Raw genomic sequence first — 16,136 nt, 5'->3', positions numbered from 1 at the left:
AGTGGGCATCCCGGCATGGATGCCGGGATAGCCGCGCTGGGCCATGGATGGCCCTTCGCGGCGGGCCCACGGAGCAATGCCGGAGTGAGGGCATGCCGAGCCCTAGCGAGGCACCAAGTGGTGGGGCAAAAGCGTTTTGCTTACTTTTGCGCTTCTCAAAAGTGAGACGCCGTAAGGGCGGAACCTTAAGTGGCCGTTACCGCAGAAATGGATATGTACTCAATCAAACCTCAGTAACCGTCGGACTCATAGTCCGGGGTAAAAGCAAACCCAACCACCCGCTCAACCCCCGTCTCCAACCGCCCATCCGGCCAAAGCCGCAACCACCGATACCCCGGCGCCTGCGAGCCCACCGCAAAATCCTCACTCCCCGGCTCAAACTGAATACAAGTCGAAGGCGAAGCCAACAAACGAACCCCCTCGCGCACCCGGTCAACCTCCTGATGCACATGCCCCCACAGAACAGCGCGCACCTGGGGAAACCGATCCAACACCGCAAACAACGCCTCAGGATTACGCAACCCGATAGGCTCCATCCACACACACCCAATCGACACCGGATGATGATGCAGACACACCAGATGATGCCGCTCCGGCGCCTCACTCAACGCATTGGCCAACAGAATCAACTGCTCCTCAGCCAAAAACCCCGGCACCGAACCCGGCACGGCGGAATCCAACAGAGTGACGCGCCAGTTGCCAATATCCACCACCGGTTCGAGCAGCGTGCTCTTGACCGCCGCTTCAAGCATGACCTGCGGCTCATCATGGTTACCCGGAATCCAGCGCGCCGGCGCATCGATTCGCCCGCTCATCTGCCGAAACGCCTGATAGGACTCCAGCGTTCCGTCCTGGGACAAATCCCCCGTGGCCAGCATCAAATCGATCTTCGGCTGCTGCTCGAGCACCAGGTCAACGACCGCCCGCAGGCTGTCGCGGGTATTCATGCCCAGCAACGAACCGTCGGCCTCGGCAAACAGGTGACTGTCGGACAGCTGGACCAGCAACGCCGCATCAGCGGTGGTCAGGATGGATACGTTCGGCAAATCGCTCTCTCCCAGGCGCACTCACGCCGTTGGATGACGCCGCAATTATGCTGGGGAAGATCGAAAGGGGAAACCCGCGAACCGGAACCGGTTCACAACCAGTGTCCAGTATTTGAACGACAACTACCGAACGACTTCGAACTCGTGGCCCAGCGCCAGGCAATGACTCAGCCATTCACCCAGGAACAGGTTCAACTGGGCCTTTTCGTCCGGCTGGTGCATTGACGCATTGGGATAAGGATAGATGCCGCGAAAGCGTCGCGCATGTTCGGCACTGACGACTTCGGCCATGCGCGCATCGTGATAGACCTGAACTTCCAGCTGCGGCACCGGTAGCCAGGGCAGGCTGTGCTCCTGGCGCACCTGCAAGGTCGTGGTGTACGGGCAGGTCTGCAGCACTTCGAGGGCCAGCACGCCGAGCATCTGGTCGCCGTGGGTCACGGCGATACGCCGCGGCGCCGGATCGTTGCGCATGTCCGGCAACAAGCGCATCAGGCGGGCGTAGTTGGCCTCGCAGGCGGCCTGCAACCCCACCAGATCGACGCGATAGCGATCGCGCAGCTTGTTCAGGACCATAACCCCCTCACTTCCTCGCGGTTCAAGGCCAGCCATTGCAGGGCGATGATGCTCGGTGCATTGCAGATTTGTCCGTCGCGCACAGCTTGCAGGGCATCTTCGAAAGACCAGACCTTGACGCGGATATCTTCCGCCTCTTCCTCCAGGCCATGCAGCCCGCCCGCCCCCGTGCTGTCGCAACGCCCCAGGTACAAATGGACGAATTCATCGCTGCCGCCCGGGGATGGAAAATACTTGGTCATCGGCCAAAGCGCAGCGAAGGCAAGCCCAGCTTCCTCCTGCGCTTCACGATGAGCAACTTCTTCCGGTTGTTCGTCCTTGTCGATCAGGCCGGCCACCAACTCCACCAGCCAAGGGTTGGCGACCTTGTCCATGGCGCCGACGCGAAACTGCTCGATCAACACCACTTCATCGCGCTGCGGGTCGTAGGGCAACACGCACACCGCGTCATGGCGCACGAACAATTCACGGCTGATTTCGCGGCTCATGCCACCGGCAAACAATTCGTGACGCAAGTGCACACGATCGAGTTTGTAGAAACCCTGGAAGCAGCTCTCGCGCTTGACAATGTCCACGGTGCTCGGTGCGGCGTTGGCGAAATCGGTCATGACAATCCTCGTGTGCAATGGATCAATACGAGGTTCCAACCTCGGCTTCGCGCCATCCTAACGCGCCCGTACCCTTTGATGCAGCCCCTTTCCACTCATCGGGATGGACGGCAGAAGGTGAAAGAACTCTAATGAGCTTAGTGGCGAACTGATTGTCCTGCTGGCAGTCGAAGCGGGTAACTTTTCGCCTTTCCCTGTTCCATGAAGGACGCCCATGTCGCTTTTCAAAACTGCCTCCGTGGCCGCCATTGCCCTGACCCTGGGCGCTTGCCAAAGCCTGTTCCAACCCAATTACCGCGCACCGCTGGAAACCACCCGCGATGCGTCGGAGCAACTGCAACAAGGATGCGCCAGTGCCGACTGCCCGTTGGTGAACATCGATACCCTGCACTTTCCCACCGAGCCGGCCCTGGACGGCATCGTCGAAAAACGCCTGCTGCAAATGACCCGCACCACCCCGGACGCCCCGGTTGCACCGACGCTTGCCGCCTATCGCGAGCAGTTCCTGCGCAGCGCCGCGCCCCGCAACAGCAGCTATTTGCAGGCCAAGGTACGTGAGCAACATGACGGCCTGGTGATCATCGAACTGTCCAGCTACCTGGACACCGGCGGCGCCCACGGCACGCCGGGCCGCGGCTTCATCAACTATTCGCGCCAGCAACACAAGGTTCTGACGCTGTCGGACATGCTGCTGCCGGGCCAGGAGGAAGCCTTCTGGAAAGCCGCCCAGGTCGCCCACAACAGTTGGCTGATCAGCACCAAGCTGGATCAGGAACCCGAGTTCCTGAAACAGTGGTCCTTCCAGAAAACCCCACACGTGGCGCTGACCTACGGCGGGGTGATCCTCAAGTACGAAGTGAGCACCATCGCCCCGTACGCCCTGGGCCACATCGAATTGAAGATCGCTTACCCACGCCTCAATGGCATCCTCAAGCCCGAGCTGTTCCCCGGCCGTAGCTGAAAGCCCGGCCCAGCAACAGTTGCAGCAACCCTGCCAGAATCAGCGACGGCAGGGTTGCGCCGATGTCTGGATGGAAGTTGGCCAGCAAGTGATAAGTGCTCACCCCACCCAACCAGGCCAACAGGGCCGGCCAGCGCAATGCGGCTGATACCACTTGGCTGCTGCGCTTGCGCAGGATGAAGTGATCCACCAGCACCACGCCAAACAGCGGTGCGAACACCGAGCCGATCAGCAACAGGAAGTTCTGGTACTGCGCCAACGGCGCGAAGCAGGCGATCAAGGTACAGAGCACGCCAATCGCCAAGGCCAGGTGCTCGACCTTCAGCCCCGACAACATGCCACAGGAGACCGCCGCCGAGTGGATGTCGGCGAAGGCGTTTTCCGACTCATCCAGCAGAATCAGCAGCAACGGAATGCCCAACCCGGCGCCAGCCAAGGCCAATAGCAACGCATTGACTTCACCGCTCGGCGCGAACGCCAAGGTGTAGGCCACGCCCAGGCTCATCAGCCAGAAGTTACCGATGAAGAATCCCACGGCAGTACCGCCGAAGACATTCCTGGCACGTTTGCCGAAGCGCGAGTAGTCGGCGATCAGCGGCAACCAGGACAACGGCATCGCAATGGCGATATCAAACCCCACCGCCAACGGCATCGAGCCATCGCCTGCCTGGGCCCACAACGCCGCCAGGTCAGCCTTGGCGAACAGGTTCCAGGTCAACCAGATGCACGCCGCCAACAGCAGCCAAATGCCCCACTTACGCAGGACTTTACGCACGAACGTCAGCGGCCCGCTGACCGCAAGCAGGGTCGCCAGGGCGCCGAAGAACAGCGTCCACAGCAGTGGGTTGGAGCCCAGGCTGCCTTCGCTGAAGGCTCGGACACCGAGCAGGCTGGCGGCATCACGCATGACGATGATTTCGAACGAGCCCCAGCCGATCAACTGCAGCAGGTTCAACACCGCCGGCACGCTCGCGCCCTTGCCGCCGAGGCTGAGCTTGAGGGCCGCCATGGCCGACAGGCCGGTGTCGCTACCGATCACGCCGACGGCCGCCAGCAGCAGGACGCCCACCAACGTGCCGAGGAAAATCGCCAGCAACGAGCCGCTCAAGCCCAGGCCCGGCGCGAGCAAGGCGCCGACCTGCAAGACCATCAGGCCGATGCCCAGGGAGAACCACAGGGAAAACAGATCGCGGGCGCCGAAGACACGTTTGTCCAGGGGGACCGCGGTGTCTGGGGAGTAGGTGCTGGGTTGGATGTTCACAGAGATTCTCAAGGGAGATTATTGTTTTGGGTCGCAGATCACCCCTTGTGGCGAGGGAGCTTGCTCCCGCTGGTCTGCGAAGCAGACCCAATACCAAACGCCGCGTCCTGTCAGTCAGAATCGCGGTGCAGGTTTTGCGGCTGCTTCGCAGCCGAGCGGGAGCAAGCTCCCTCGCCACACAGGGTGAGCGGTGCTTTTGCAAGCACCGCCCGGATCAAACTTTCTTGTAAAGCTGACTTCCTTCCTGCTTGAACCGCTCGGCCTGTTCCGCCAAGCCCTGGGCAACATCGACATCCACCGCTTCAATGCGCTGGTTGGCCGCGTACTCGCGCACTTCCTGGGTGATTTTCATCGAGCAGAATTTCGGCCCGCACATCGAGCAGAAATGCGCCACCTTGGCCGAGTCCTTCGGCAGGGTTTCGTCGTGGTACGAGCGGGCGGTATCCGGGTCCAGGCCGAGGTTGAACTGGTCTTCCCAACGGAACTCGAAGCGCGCCTTGCTCAAGGCGTTGTCACGGATCTGCGCGCCCGGGTGACCCTTGGCAAGGTCGGCGGCGTGGGCGGCGATCTTGTAGGTGATGATCCCGGTCTTCACGTCATCCTTGTTCGGCAGGCCCAGGTGTTCCTTCGGCGTGACGTAGCAGAGCATGGCGCAACCGAACCAACCGATCATCGCCGCACCGATGCCGGAGGTGATGTGGTCGTAGCCCGGCGCGATGTCGGTGGTCAGTGGGCCGAGGGTGTAGAACGGCGCCTCGTCGCAGCACTCGAGCTGCTTGTCCATGTTCTCTTTGATCAACTGCATCGGCACGTGGCCGGGGCCTTCGATCATGCATTGCACGTCGTGCTTCCAGGCGATCTTGGTCAGCTCGCCGAGGGTTTCCAGCTCACCGAACTGCGCTTCGTCGTTGGCGTCGGCAATCGAGCCCGGACGCAGGCCATCGCCCAGCGAGAAGCTGACGTCGTAGGCCTTCATGATTTCGCAGATGTCTTCGAAGTGGGTGTAGAGGAAGTTCTCTTTGTGGTGCGCCAGGCACCACTTGGCCATGATCGAACCACCACGGCTGACGATACCGGTGACGCGCTTGGCGGTCATCGGCACATAGCGCAGCAACACGCCGGCGTGGATGGTGAAGTAGTCGACGCCCTGCTCGGCCTGTTCGATCAGCGTGTCGCGGAACAGCTCCCAGGTCAGGTCTTCGGCCACGCCGCCGACTTTTTCCAGGGCCTGGTAGATCGGCACGGTACCGATCGGCACGGGCGAGTTGCGGATGATCCACTCGCGGGTTTCATGGATGTGCTTGCCGGTGGACAGGTCCATGACCGTGTCCGAACCCCAGCGGATGCCCCAGGTCAGCTTCGCCACTTCTTCTTCGATGGACGAACCCAGCGCGCTGTTGCCGATGTTGCCGTTGATCTTCACCAGGAAGTTACGGCCGATGATCATCGGTTCCAGTTCGGTGTGGTTGATGTTGGCCGGGATGATCGCGCGGCCACGGGCGATTTCATCGCGGACGAATTCCGGGGTGATGACTTTCGGCACGCTGGCACCGAAGCTGTGGCCGGCGTGTTGCTGGTCCAGTAGGCCGGCGGCGCGGGCGACTTCCAGCTTCATGTTTTCGCGGATGGCGACGTATTCCATCTCGGCGGTGATGATGCCTTTGCGCGCGTAGTGCATCTGGCTGACGTTGGCACCGGGCTTGGCACGACGTGGGTTGTTCACGTGGGCGAAGCGCAGCTTGGTCAGCTCGGGGTCGGCCAGGCGTTCCTGGCCGAAGTTGGAGCTCAGGCCGGCAAGACGCTCGGTGTCGCCACGGGCTTCGATCCACGAAGAGCGCACGTCGGCCAGGCCTTTGCGCACGTCGATGATCACGTTCGGGTCGGTGTAGGGACCCGAGGTGTCGTACACCACGACCGGCGCGTTGATTTCGCCGCCGAAGTCGGTGGGGGTCACGTCAAGGCTGATTTCGCGCATGGGCACGCGGATATCCGGGCGGCTGCCCTGGACATAGATTTTTTGCGAGCGGGTAAAGGGCTGAACCGATTGCTCATCGACCTTGGCCGAATCGCTGAGGTTGGTCGCGTTTTTTGATTTTGTCGTCATCACGGGCTCTCCAGACACACATCCAGGCAGTGGATTTTTGTCGGAGCGAACCTGTAACGAATGGACGCGTCCCTGCACGAAAGTGCGGACGCTGTGCTTGCTGCTCGAGCATGTTCGAAAATCGAAAGTCGATGGTCGAACAACATCCCGGACGAAGCACAAGAGGACTCGCCGGGTGACGAGAAATCTTGTTCCCTACGCAGGCGCTAACCTGATCAGGTTCAACGGGATCCGAAATTATTCGATCTCAGCCTCATAGCAAGGCACCCCGACAAGAACCCGGCCAGTCTAGACACAACCACGAGAGAACGCCATCGCCAGGGCAAAAGGCGTGATGAATGGCGCATATACAGGATTGTTGCGGCGCGCAGGCGCAACTACACTCGCTACGCCGCGCCTCTTGTGCGCAATCATCTGAGAAGTAGGGAACGCCTCATGCTGCGCAAACTCTCACTGGCCCTTGCCGTGTCTTGTGCGTCCAATGGAATGGCCTGGGCTGCCGAAGCACCCTTGACCACCAGAACCGATCTGGTGAGCGTGTATCAGGAAGCGGTGGATAACAACGCCGACCTGGCCGCGGCTCGCGCCCAGTACGGCGCCCAGAAGGAAGTGGTGCCCCAGGCGCGTTCCGGGTTGCTGCCGAACCTTTCGGCCGGTGCCGACCTGAACAACACCCGTACCGAGCTCGACCAGCCGGCGATGACCGCCACCCGCAGTTCCACGGTTTACCAGGCCACGCTGTCCCAGCCGATTTTCCGTGCCGATCGCTGGTTCCAGTTACAGGCTGCCAAGTCAGTTGACGAGCAAGCGTCGCTGCAACTGTCGGCCACTGAACAGAACATGATCCTGCAGAGCGCCGAGAGCTATTTCAACGTGCTGCGCAGCCAGGACAACCTGGCCTCGACCAAAGCCGAGGAAGCGGCGTTCAAGCGTCAACTCGACCAGTCCAACGAGCGCTTCGACGTGGGCCTGTCGGACAAGACCGACGTGCTGCAATCCCAGGCCAGCTACGACACCGCCCGCGCCAATCGGATCCTCGCCCAGCGCCAGGTCGACGACGCCTTTGAAGCCTTGATCACGTTGACCAACCGCCAGTACAACTCGCTCCAAGGTATCGTCCACACCTTGCCAATCCTGCCGCCGGCACCAAACGATGCCAAGGCCTGGGTAGATACGGCAGCCAAGCAGAACCTGAATTTACTGGCCAGCAACTACGCCGTGACCGCCGCCGAGGATACGCTGCGCCAGCGCAAGGCCGGTCATGCGCCGACCCTCGATGCGATAGCCCAGTACAGAAAAGGTGACAACGACGGCCTCGGTTTCACCAACCCGAACCCGACCGGACAGCGCTACGGCGGCGATGCCGAGCAACGCACCATCGGTTTGCAGCTGAGTATCCCGCTCTACAGCGGCGGGCTGACCAGCTCCCAGGTGCGCGAGTCCTACTCGCAACTCACCCAGACCGAGCAGCAACGCGAAGCCCTGCGCCGGCAGGTGGTGGAAAACACCCGTAACCTGCACCGTGCAGTGAACACCGACGTGGAGCAGGTCCAGGCCCGGCGCCAGTCGATCATCTCCAACCAGAGCGCGGTGGAAGCCACGGAAATCGGCTACCAGGTGGGCACCCGCAACATCGTCGACGTGCTCGACGCCCAGCGTCAGTTGTACACCTCGGTGCGCAACTACAACAACGCCCGCTACGACTACATTCTCGACAACCTGCGCCTCAAGCAGGCGGCTGGGACGTTGAGCCCGGCGGACCTGCAAGACCTGTCGCGCTATCTCAAGCCCGACTACAACCCGGACCGCGACTTCCTGCCGCCGGACCTGGCCCAGGCAGCGGCGCAGCAGTTGCGCTCGCGGCCAGCGCAGTAACGTAGAGAGATAGTGTGTGGCAATAAGCTTTTGTGGTGAGGGGATTTATCCCCGCTGGGCTGCGCAGCAGCCCTAAAACCTGACAGCGCGGTGTGTCAGTCGTTTGAGAATGGGGTGCTTCGCACCCCAACGGGGATAAATCCCCTCGCCACAAAAGCGTGCTCCGAGTTCAAAAAAGGTGGGCTGCTCGTGATCAGTCGAGCAACCGCCCCAACCCCGCCAGCAACCGCTGCAACGCCCCCTGGTTGCTGCGCATCACCTTCAACCCCGCCTCGGCCATGCGCTGGGCATCGCGGGGCAGTTCGAACAGGCGCTGCACCGCCAGGGCCAGGCTTTCGGCATCTTCCACTTCCGCCAGCGCACCGGCGGCGCGCAGTTGCGCGGCGATTTCGAGGAAGTTGAACAGGTGCGGCCCGCTGAGTACCGGTTTTGCCAGCGCCGCCGGTTCGAGCAGATTGTGCCCGCCGTTGGGCACCAGGCTGCCACCGACAAACGCACTATCGGCCAATGCGTAGAGAAACAGCAGCTCACCCATGGTGTCGCCCAGCAGCACCGAGGCCTGGGCAGTGACGGGTTGCGCACTGGAACGCCGGACCGTGGCGAAGCCTTCGCTTTCGCACAGCTGGTGCACGGCATCAAATCGCTCGGGATGACGTGGCACCAGGATCAGCAACGCATTGGGATAGCTGTCGAGCAACCGACGGTGGGCAGCCAGCACCACTTCGTCCTCGCCTTCATGGGTACTGGCGGCGATCCACACCGGACGCTCCGTGGCTTGCCACTGGCGGCGCAAGGCGCTGGCGTCTTCGAGCAGTTGCGGGTCGATGGTCAGGTCGAACTTGATCGAGCCGGTGACCTCGACGGTTTCTACCCGGGCGCCCAACTGACGGAAACGCTCGGCTTCGGCGTCGGTCTGGACGGCGAACAGGCTCATCTCGGCGAGCATCGGCCGGGTAAGCTTGGGAAAGCGTGCATAACCCCGCGCCGAACGCTCCGACAACCGCGCATTGGCCAGGGCCACGGGAATGCCGCGTCTGGCGCATTGGTGAATATGATTGGGCCACAGCTCGGTTTCCATGATCACCGCCAGGGACGGCCGGACCCGGTCGAGAAAACGCTTGGCGGCGCAGGGCAAGTCGTAAGGCAAATAGCAATGCTGGATGCGCGGCTCGTTGGCGAACAACGCCCGGATCCGCTCCGAACCGGTGGGCGTCATGCAGGTGACGGTGATCGGCAGCTGTGGATAACGTTGCAGCAAGGCGCGGATCATGGGCGCGGCGGCAATGCTCTCGCCCACCGACACCGCGTGGACCCAGATCCCCCCCGGCAGCATGACCGGCAGTCCCCAGGAGAATCGCTCGCCAATGCGCCGGGCATAAGCCGGCGCCTTGCGGGCCCGCAACCACAGCCGAATCGCTACCAGTGGCAGCCCCAGGTAAAACAATGCGCTATAGAGAGTTCTGTTCATGGCGGCGGAGTTTATCGGTTTTTCAGCCGATCGCCTGCAACTGCACGGCAAAACGTTCCGCCAGCCAACGCGCGGCCGGGCCCAGGGGTTCATCGCGGCGCCAGACCAGTTCCACCACCAGGGCCGGCGGGGTCCATTCGCTGCTGAGCTCGACCATGTCGCCCAGGTAGGCCGGGTATTGCACCACATGCCGAGGCAACCAGGCCCAGCCCAGGCCACTCCTCAGCCATTCGGCCAACACATAGAAACTGTCGGCTCGCCAGACCTGCGGGCTGGCCTGTTCACTGCCGGGATAGACGCTGGACTGGGTGGCCATCAACAACTGGCGGTGGCGAGCCATTTCCCGACAGGTCACATAATCATGGTTCGCCAGTGGGTGGCCCCTGCCGCACACCGTCACCATCTCGACGCTGCCCAGCACCCGGCGCTCCAGTGCCTCGGGGATCTGGTCGTGATAGAACAGCAAGCCGAGGTCGGCGCGCCGCTCCACCAGTTTGCGCGCCACGTCGCCCTGGGCGGCGCTGGCCAATTGCACTTCGAGGGTAGGAAATTGCTCGGCCAGGGCCGCCAGGCTGTCGATGACCGGTTGATAGGGCATGGCTTCGTCCTGGGCCAGACGCAGCGACGCTTCCTGCCCGCGCATCAGGGCCAGGGCCCGGCCATTGAGACGCTCGCACTGACGCAGCACTTCCCTGGCCTCTTCGAGCAAGGCTGCGCCAGCGTCGGTGAGCCTGGGCTGACGGCCGCTGCTGCGCTCGAACAGGTTCACGCCCAAATCCGTCTCCAGCAACGCAATCGCACTGCTGATGGCCGATTGGGCTTTGCGCTGATCCCGGGCCACGGCGGAAAACGAACGCTTCTCGGCGACCCCGACGAACAGCCGCAATTGCTCCAGGTTCCACTGAACGTTCATGGCTCAACCTATCTTGATTACAGATAGGTAATGACTTTACCGCATCTGACCTATCTCTAGAATGGCCCCATCGAAAGACGCAACCGTCGAAGAGGAACCGCCTATGAACGCCTACTACTACCTGGCCATCGCCATCTGCGCCGAAGTGATCGCCACCGTTTCGATGAAAGCGATCAAGGGCCTGAGCACACCCCTGCCTTTGCTACTGGTCATCGTCGGCTACGCCACCGCGTTCTGGATGCTGACGCTGGTGGTGCGCACCGTACCGGTGGGCGTGGCCTATGCGGTCTGGGCCGGGCTGGGGATCGTCATGGTCAGTGTCGCGGCGTTGTTCATCTATGGGCAGAAACTGGACGTGCCGGCGATGCTGGGGATGGCGTTGATCGTGCTGGGGGTGGTGGTGATCCAGCTGTTTTCCAAGACGGCCGGGCACTGAAAACACACTGATCATTTGAGCTGGAATACCTCTGTGGCGAGGGAGCTTGCTCCCGCTTGGGTGCGAAGCGCCCATAAAAATGGGGTTGCTGCGCAACCCAGCGGGAGCAAGCTCCCTCGCCACAAAAGCTTTCCCTGCACGCTGCCGATGTTGATCGTCAACAAATTCCCTCTGCACCGAGTCTGTATACTGCGCCCTCGTCTTGAACACTGAGGTCGCTCATGCCATCCGTTATTTCCACCGACATTCTGATTGTCGGCGCAGGCGTCGCCGGCCTCTGGCTGAATGCACGCCTGCGTCGCCAGGGTTTTTCGACCGTGCTGGTGGAAAGCGCCAGCCTCGGCGGCGGGCAGAGTGTCAAATCCCAGGGCATCATCCATGGCGGCGCCAAGTACGCCTTGCATGGCGCCCTGACCGGTGCCTCGGAAGCCATTGCCGACATGCCGCGTCGCTGGCGCGAAGCCCTGAAAGGTGAAGGTGAGCTGGACCTGTCCGGCGTGCGCATGCTGTCCGACGCCCATTACCTCTGGTCCCCCGGCACCCTGGCCGGCAACCTCACCAGTTTCTTTGCCAGCAAGGCCGTGCGCGGACGGGTCGACCAGGTCAAGGGCGACCAGTTGCCACCGGCCCTGCAAGACAAACGTTTCAAGGGCAAGGTCTATCGCCTGGCCGAGCTGGTGGTGGACGTGCCGAGCGTGATCGCACGCCTGGCGGAACTGGCCGGCGACAGCTTGCTGGCCGGGCAACACATCGAACCGCTGCGCGAAGGTGGCGAGCTGATCGGACTCAAGGTCGATGGCCGCGAGATTCGCGCGCAACGCATTGTCCTCAGCGCCGGGGGCGGCACCGCCGACCTGCTCGACGCCTTGGGCCTGGACCAGCCAGCCATGCAGCGCCGACCGTTGCACATGGTCCTGGTCAAGGGGCCCAGCCTCAAGCCGCTCTACGCCCATTGCCTGGGCGGCGGCCCGAAGCCGCGCGTCACCGTGACCACTCATCCGGCGGCCGATGGCCAATGGGTCTGGTACGTGGGTGGCGATCTGGCCGAAGGCGATGGCGTGACCCGCGAGCCTGCCGCACAGATCGCCGCCGCCCAGAAAGAACTCGGCCAGTTGTTGCCTTGGATTGACCTGAGCACGGCGCAATGGGCCACGCTGCGGGTGGACCGCGCCGAACCGTTGCAGTCGGGCCTGACCCGCCCGGACAACGCCTTCCTCGCCGAGCAGGATCGCCTGCTGGTGGGTTGGCCGACCAAACTGGCCCTGGCCCCGGACTTCGCCGATCGGGTGGTCGATGCCCTGCAGCGCGATGGCATCCAGCCAAGCCACCCGGCTCCACTGCCGGACCTGCCGAAGCCGCCGATGAGCGTCCCTGCCTGGGAGCAACTGCTGCCATGAGCCAACCGACCCTGCATGACCTCTATCGCCCCCTGGGCCATGACGGCCCGCGGGTCTCCCCCTTGGGCCTGGGGACCGTCAAGCTTGGTCGCGACCAAGGCGTCAAATACCCCAACGGCTTTCAGATCCCCGATGACGACGAAGCACGCAGGTTGCTCAAACTGGCGCGCGACCTGGGTATCAACCTGATCGACACCGCGCCGGCCTATGGCCTGAGCGAAGAACGCCTCGGCCCGCTGCTGCGCGGCCAACGCCAGGACTGGGTGATCGTCAGCAAGGTCGGCGAAGAATTCAGCGACGGCCAATCACGCCATGACTTCAGCGCCGCCCATACCCGACTCTCGGTGGAGCGCAGCCTCAAGCGCCTGGAAACCGATTATATCGACCTGGTGCTCGTGCACTCCGACGGCAACGACCTGGCGATCCTCAACGACAGCGAGGTCTACCCGACCCTGGCGGCGCTCAAGCGCGAGGGCAAGATCGGCGGCTTCGGTTTTTCCGGCAAGACCGTCGACGGTGGCTTGAAAGCCTTGGAGCAAGGCGATTGTGCGATGGTCACCTACAATCTGAACGAACGAAACGAAAAGGCTGTCATTGACTACGCCAGCGAACACGGCAAAGCGATCCTGGTGAAAAAGGCCCTGGCCAGCGGCCACGTTTGCCTGAGCCCCGGGGTAGACCCGGTTCGCGCCAGCTTCGAACTGTTGTTTGAGCATCCTGGGGTCGCCAGTGCTATTGTCGGCACCATCAATCCGCTGCACCTCGCCCACAACGTCGCGACCGTAGCCAAGGTCCTGCGTAAAAACTGACGCCGCCCTACGCGGCCTTAAGGAAGGAGCCGACATGCCGCGTACGCTCATCAGAAAGAATCCCAGCAACTTCAAGACCCTGCCCCTGTTCGTCGAAGCGACACCCGAAGGCCTGACTTACCAGAGCGTCGGCATGCCGCTGAATTTCGCCCAGACCTTGCAGCGCCGCCGCCCGGTAGCCGTGGCCGATACCGAACGCTTTTCCTTGGAGTTGGCAAACCTGGGCGTTTCTGTGCGCCTGACCCTGCATTGGCAGAACCGCGACTATTGGGTACTGGTGCGCCAGCGCCGGCAGGATCGCGGCGATGTGGTGCTCAAGCTGATTTCCGGCTACGTCCCAGCCCACGAGTTGAACCTGCCACTGCTTACCGCCATCAGCGAAATTGCCGAAGAATGCCTGCTGGAAACCCCGGAAGGCTGGCTTGGCGGGCGTTTCAACGACACCTGGCTGCCGGCCCCCTACGCCACGGCCCTGCATTACAGCGAAGCCTTGCCGTTTCGGCTGACACCCCTCTCGGGCTCCGCCCGCCCGGTGCGCAGCGCCAACCTGCAACTGATCGAGCGACCACGGGCCTACGTGCATCTGCCGACGGCATCGCTGCAATTGATCTATGACTTGCGCCTGGATGTGCCCAAGGAAGCCAAGTCCCTGAGCCTGTTTCACGTCGATGAGCGTTTGGAGGGCGACCAGTTGGTGGCGCGCCTGGACCGCAAGCGACCTGATCTCTACTTGATGCCGCTACAGGACGGCCAACCCATGCCCGAGCTGTACACCTTGAAAAAGGACCAGCTATACCCGGCCAGCACGCGTGGGCTGTACCTGGCGGAGAGCTTTGCCAAGCAGGACGGCTGGCTGGTGCGAGACGAGCGGATTCGCTGGAAGGACTGGCTGCGCCAACAAGGGCTGACGCCACCGGGCAAGGAGTCAGGCCTGACTCGACTCAAGGGCAAGGCCCGGCAATTGCTCAAGAAGATCGTGCCGCGCAAGGTAGTTCGTTAAGACAAAGAACAACTAGTCGAACCTAACCTGTGGCGAGGGGATTTATCCCCGCTGGGCTGCGCAGCAGCCCCCAAAGCCTGACAACGCGGTATGTCAGATAGCTTTGAATGGGGGCGCTTCGCACCCCAACGGGGATAAATCCCCTCGCCACAAAGTCTTTTCGTCGCCAATTGAATCGCCAAACTCAGTTGTTGCGGATCTTCTCCACAATCGCCGTCGTCGAGCTGTTTTCCACCAGCCCCAACACCTTCACTGTGCCGCCGTAGGCGGTGACAATGTCCGCGCCCACAACCTGGTCGATCCCGTAGTCACCGCCCTTGACCAGCACGTCCGGCTTGACTTCGCGCAGCAGGTTTTCCGGCGTGCCCTCGCTGAAACTGATCACCCAATCCACCGCGCCCAGGCCGGCCAGGACCGCCATGCGTCGGTCGACGCTGTTGATCGGCCGCCCCGGCCCTTTGAGGCGGCTGACGGAGGCGTCGTCATTGACCGCGACGATCAGACGATCACCTTGGGCCCTGGCCTGCTCGAGGTAGGTCACGTGGCCTGCGTGCAGGATGTCGAAGCAACCGTTGGTGAAGACGATTCTTTCGTTGTGGGCACGGGCGTCGTCAACGGCCAGCAACAGTTGCTCCAGGCCCAGCACACCGCGCTCGGAGCCTTCCTCGCGCTGGATGGCGCGGCGCAGTTCCGGGGCGCTGATCGCCGCCGTACCCAGTTTTCCAACAACGATGCCGGCCGCCAGGTTCGCCAGGGCTACCGCATGGGGCAGTTCTTCCCCTGCGGCGATGGCGGCGGCCAGGGTGGAGATCACGGTGTCGCCGGCCCCCGTCACGTCGAACACTTCACGGGCACGGGCCGGCAGGTGCAACGCCGGGTGATCGGGGCGCAGCAGGGTCATGCCATGCTCGCCACGGGTCACCAGCAAGGCGCCGAGATCGAGGTCTTGCATCAGCTGGGCGCCTTTGCTCACCAGTTCGTGCTCATCGACACAACCGCCAACGATGGTTTCGAATTCGCTGAGATTCGGCGTGATCAGACTGGCGCCACGGTAGATGGAAAAATCCTTGCCCTTGGGATCGGCCAGGACCGGAATGCCACGGGCACGCGCGGCCTGGATCAGCGCCTGGTGGTTTTTCAACGCGCCTTTGCCGTAGTCCGACAACACCAGGACCTTGACGCCTTCGAGCAGGCTGTCGACCTCGGCACCAAGGGCCAGGGGGTCGGTGGCGAACGGCTCTTCGAAATCGATGCGCAACAGTTGCTGGTGACGACTCATGACCCGCAGCTTGACGATGGTCGGCTGGTGCGCAACACGCTGGAATATCGCACGTACGCCCGCGCCCTTGAGGCTGTTGGTCAAGCTGTCGGCAGCCTCGTCGTCGCCGGTCACGCCCACCAGGGAAGCCGGCGCGCCGAGGGCGGCGATGTTCAAGGCAACGTTGGCGGCACCACCGGGACGATCCTCGATATGCTCGACCTTGACCACCGGTACCGGCGCCTCAGGGGAAATTCGTGAGGTACCGCCATGCCAGTAGCGGTCGAGCATGACATCGCCGACCACCAATACAGGGGCTTGATCGAATCGCGGCATGGACAACTTCATGGAGCATCCCACATACAAAATGAACAGGGCGGGGATATTAGCACAGGGTTGGCGCAAGGCTCTTCTATGGCGGTGA

14 protein-coding genes and 1 riboswitch are annotated in these 16,136 nt (G+C 62.5%); of the genes, 6 read left to right on the top strand and 8 right to left on the bottom strand.

Annotation, left to right across the window (positions count from 1 at the left end; translation table 11 throughout):
- Positions 1 to 230 precede the first annotated feature (230 nt).
- The 3 genes from cpdA to BM300_RS14630 all read right to left on the bottom strand — a co-directional run bounded on the left by cpdA (position 231) and on the right by BM300_RS14630 (position 2,230).
- The gene (cpdA, locus tag BM300_RS14640) at positions 231 to 1,046 is read right to left on the bottom strand and encodes a 3',5'-cyclic-AMP phosphodiesterase (protein ID WP_092146649.1); all 816 of its coding nucleotides are present in this window, start codon (positions 1,044 to 1,046) and stop codon (positions 231 to 233) included.
- Between the two features lie 123 nt (positions 1,047 to 1,169).
- Positions 1,170 to 1,622, bottom strand: coding sequence for a DUF1249 domain-containing protein (locus BM300_RS14635; RefSeq protein ID WP_003186471.1), 453 nt, complete (start codon positions 1,620 to 1,622; stop codon positions 1,170 to 1,172).
- The gene (locus BM300_RS14630; RefSeq protein ID WP_092146653.1) at positions 1,613 to 2,230 is read right to left on the bottom strand and encodes an NUDIX domain-containing protein; all 618 of its coding nucleotides are present in this window, start codon (positions 2,228 to 2,230) and stop codon (positions 1,613 to 1,615) included. The genes BM300_RS14635 and BM300_RS14630 overlap by 10 nt, the downstream gene beginning before the upstream one ends.
- Positions 2,231 to 2,444: 214 nt before the next feature.
- Between BM300_RS14630 and BM300_RS14625 the strand changes: the two genes are divergently transcribed.
- On the top strand, positions 2,445 to 3,191 hold the full coding sequence (locus tag BM300_RS14625; protein ID WP_072340089.1) for a DUF3298 domain-containing protein: 747 nt from the start codon (positions 2,445 to 2,447) through the stop codon (positions 3,189 to 3,191).
- On the opposite strand, the gene cytX is transcribed toward BM300_RS14625, so the two are convergent.
- Positions 3,160 to 4,452 (bottom strand): putative hydroxymethylpyrimidine transporter CytX, encoded by a 1,293-nt coding sequence (cytX, locus tag BM300_RS14620; protein WP_092463216.1) that lies wholly within the window; start codon positions 4,450 to 4,452, stop codon positions 3,160 to 3,162. The genes BM300_RS14625 and cytX overlap by 32 nt on opposite strands.
- A gap of 214 nt (positions 4,453 to 4,666) precedes the next feature.
- On the bottom strand, positions 4,667 to 6,556 hold the full coding sequence (gene thiC / locus BM300_RS14615) for a phosphomethylpyrimidine synthase ThiC (protein ID WP_092222401.1): 1,890 nt from the start codon (positions 6,554 to 6,556) through the stop codon (positions 4,667 to 4,669).
- Positions 6,557 to 6,731: 175 nt separating this feature from the next.
- A riboswitch (TPP riboswitch) is annotated at positions 6,732 to 6,837 on the bottom strand.
- A 154-nt stretch (positions 6,838 to 6,991) separates the two neighbouring features.
- Between thiC and BM300_RS14610 the strand changes: the two genes are divergently transcribed.
- Positions 6,992 to 8,431, top strand: coding sequence for a TolC family outer membrane protein (locus BM300_RS14610; RefSeq protein WP_092463214.1), 1,440 nt, complete (start codon positions 6,992 to 6,994; stop codon positions 8,429 to 8,431).
- Between the two features lie 193 nt (positions 8,432 to 8,624).
- Here the strand turns inward: BM300_RS14610 and waaA are convergent, their stop codons facing one another.
- On the bottom strand, positions 8,625 to 9,899 hold the full coding sequence (waaA, locus tag BM300_RS14605) for a lipid IV(A) 3-deoxy-D-manno-octulosonic acid transferase (protein WP_092463212.1): 1,275 nt from the start codon (positions 9,897 to 9,899) through the stop codon (positions 8,625 to 8,627).
- Positions 9,900 to 9,921: 22 nt separating this feature from the next.
- The gene (locus BM300_RS14600; RefSeq protein ID WP_092146663.1) at positions 9,922 to 10,812 is read right to left on the bottom strand and encodes a LysR family transcriptional regulator; all 891 of its coding nucleotides are present in this window, start codon (positions 10,810 to 10,812) and stop codon (positions 9,922 to 9,924) included.
- Between the two features lie 103 nt (positions 10,813 to 10,915).
- Between BM300_RS14600 and BM300_RS14595 the strand changes: the two genes are divergently transcribed.
- The 4 genes from BM300_RS14595 (at position 10,916) to BM300_RS14580 (ending at position 14,454) form a co-directional block, all read left to right on the top strand.
- On the top strand, positions 10,916 to 11,248 hold the full coding sequence (locus tag BM300_RS14595; RefSeq protein ID WP_046065574.1) for a DMT family transporter: 333 nt from the start codon (positions 10,916 to 10,918) through the stop codon (positions 11,246 to 11,248).
- 221 nt (positions 11,249 to 11,469) lie between these two features.
- Complete coding sequence (locus BM300_RS14590; protein ID WP_092463210.1) at positions 11,470 to 12,645, top strand: NAD(P)/FAD-dependent oxidoreductase; 1,176 nt, start codon at positions 11,470 to 11,472, stop codon at positions 12,643 to 12,645.
- Complete coding sequence (locus BM300_RS14585) at positions 12,642 to 13,454, top strand: aldo/keto reductase (RefSeq protein WP_092463208.1); 813 nt, start codon at positions 12,642 to 12,644, stop codon at positions 13,452 to 13,454. The genes BM300_RS14590 and BM300_RS14585 overlap by 4 nt, the downstream gene beginning before the upstream one ends.
- Positions 13,455 to 13,488: 34 nt before the next feature.
- The gene (locus BM300_RS14580) at positions 13,489 to 14,454 is read left to right on the top strand and encodes a metal ABC transporter ATPase (protein ID WP_092463206.1); all 966 of its coding nucleotides are present in this window, start codon (positions 13,489 to 13,491) and stop codon (positions 14,452 to 14,454) included.
- 184 nt (positions 14,455 to 14,638) lie between these two features.
- Here BM300_RS14580 and hldE read toward each other — a convergent pair whose 3' ends face one another.
- The gene (gene hldE, locus BM300_RS14575) at positions 14,639 to 16,060 is read right to left on the bottom strand and encodes a bifunctional D-glycero-beta-D-manno-heptose-7-phosphate kinase/D-glycero-beta-D-manno-heptose 1-phosphate adenylyltransferase HldE (RefSeq protein ID WP_063323214.1); all 1,422 of its coding nucleotides are present in this window, start codon (positions 16,058 to 16,060) and stop codon (positions 14,639 to 14,641) included.
- Between the last annotated feature and the right edge of the window lie 76 nt (positions 16,061 to 16,136).

The sequence above is a fragment of the Pseudomonas sp. NFACC46-3 genome (assembly GCF_900114515.1).
In the GTDB taxonomy this organism is placed as follows: Bacteria; Pseudomonadota; Gammaproteobacteria; order Pseudomonadales; family Pseudomonadaceae; genus Aquipseudomonas; species Aquipseudomonas fluorescens_Q.
The sequence above is the reverse complement of the archived record's forward strand: the minus strand, read 5'-3'. Positions and strand labels throughout refer to the sequence as shown.

Coding starts and splice junctions, on each gene's coding strand:
- BM300_RS14635 (WP_003186471.1), bottom strand. CDS start 1,622: ATGGTCCTGAACAAGCTGCGCGATCGCTATCGCGTCGATCTGGTGGGG.
- BM300_RS14630 (WP_092146653.1), bottom strand. CDS start 2,230: ATGACCGATTTCGCCAACGCCGCACCGAGCACCGTGGACATTGTCAAG.
- BM300_RS14625 (WP_072340089.1), top strand. CDS start 2,445: ATGTCGCTTTTCAAAACTGCCTCCGTGGCCGCCATTGCCCTGACCCTG.
- thiC (WP_092222401.1), bottom strand. CDS start 6,556: ATGACGACAAAATCAAAAAACGCGACCAACCTCAGCGATTCGGCCAAG.
- BM300_RS14610 (WP_092463214.1), top strand. CDS start 6,992: ATGCTGCGCAAACTCTCACTGGCCCTTGCCGTGTCTTGTGCGTCCAAT.
- waaA (WP_092463212.1), bottom strand. CDS start 9,899: ATGAACAGAACTCTCTATAGCGCATTGTTTTACCTGGGGCTGCCACTG.
- BM300_RS14600 (WP_092146663.1), bottom strand. CDS start 10,812: ATGAACGTTCAGTGGAACCTGGAGCAATTGCGGCTGTTCGTCGGGGTC.
- BM300_RS14595 (WP_046065574.1), top strand. CDS start 10,916: ATGAACGCCTACTACTACCTGGCCATCGCCATCTGCGCCGAAGTGATC.
- BM300_RS14590 (WP_092463210.1), top strand. CDS start 11,470: ATGCCATCCGTTATTTCCACCGACATTCTGATTGTCGGCGCAGGCGTC.
- BM300_RS14585 (WP_092463208.1), top strand. CDS start 12,642: ATGAGCCAACCGACCCTGCATGACCTCTATCGCCCCCTGGGCCATGAC.
- BM300_RS14580 (WP_092463206.1), top strand. CDS start 13,489: ATGCCGCGTACGCTCATCAGAAAGAATCCCAGCAACTTCAAGACCCTG.
- hldE (WP_063323214.1), bottom strand. CDS start 16,060: ATGAAGTTGTCCATGCCGCGATTCGATCAAGCCCCTGTATTGGTGGTC.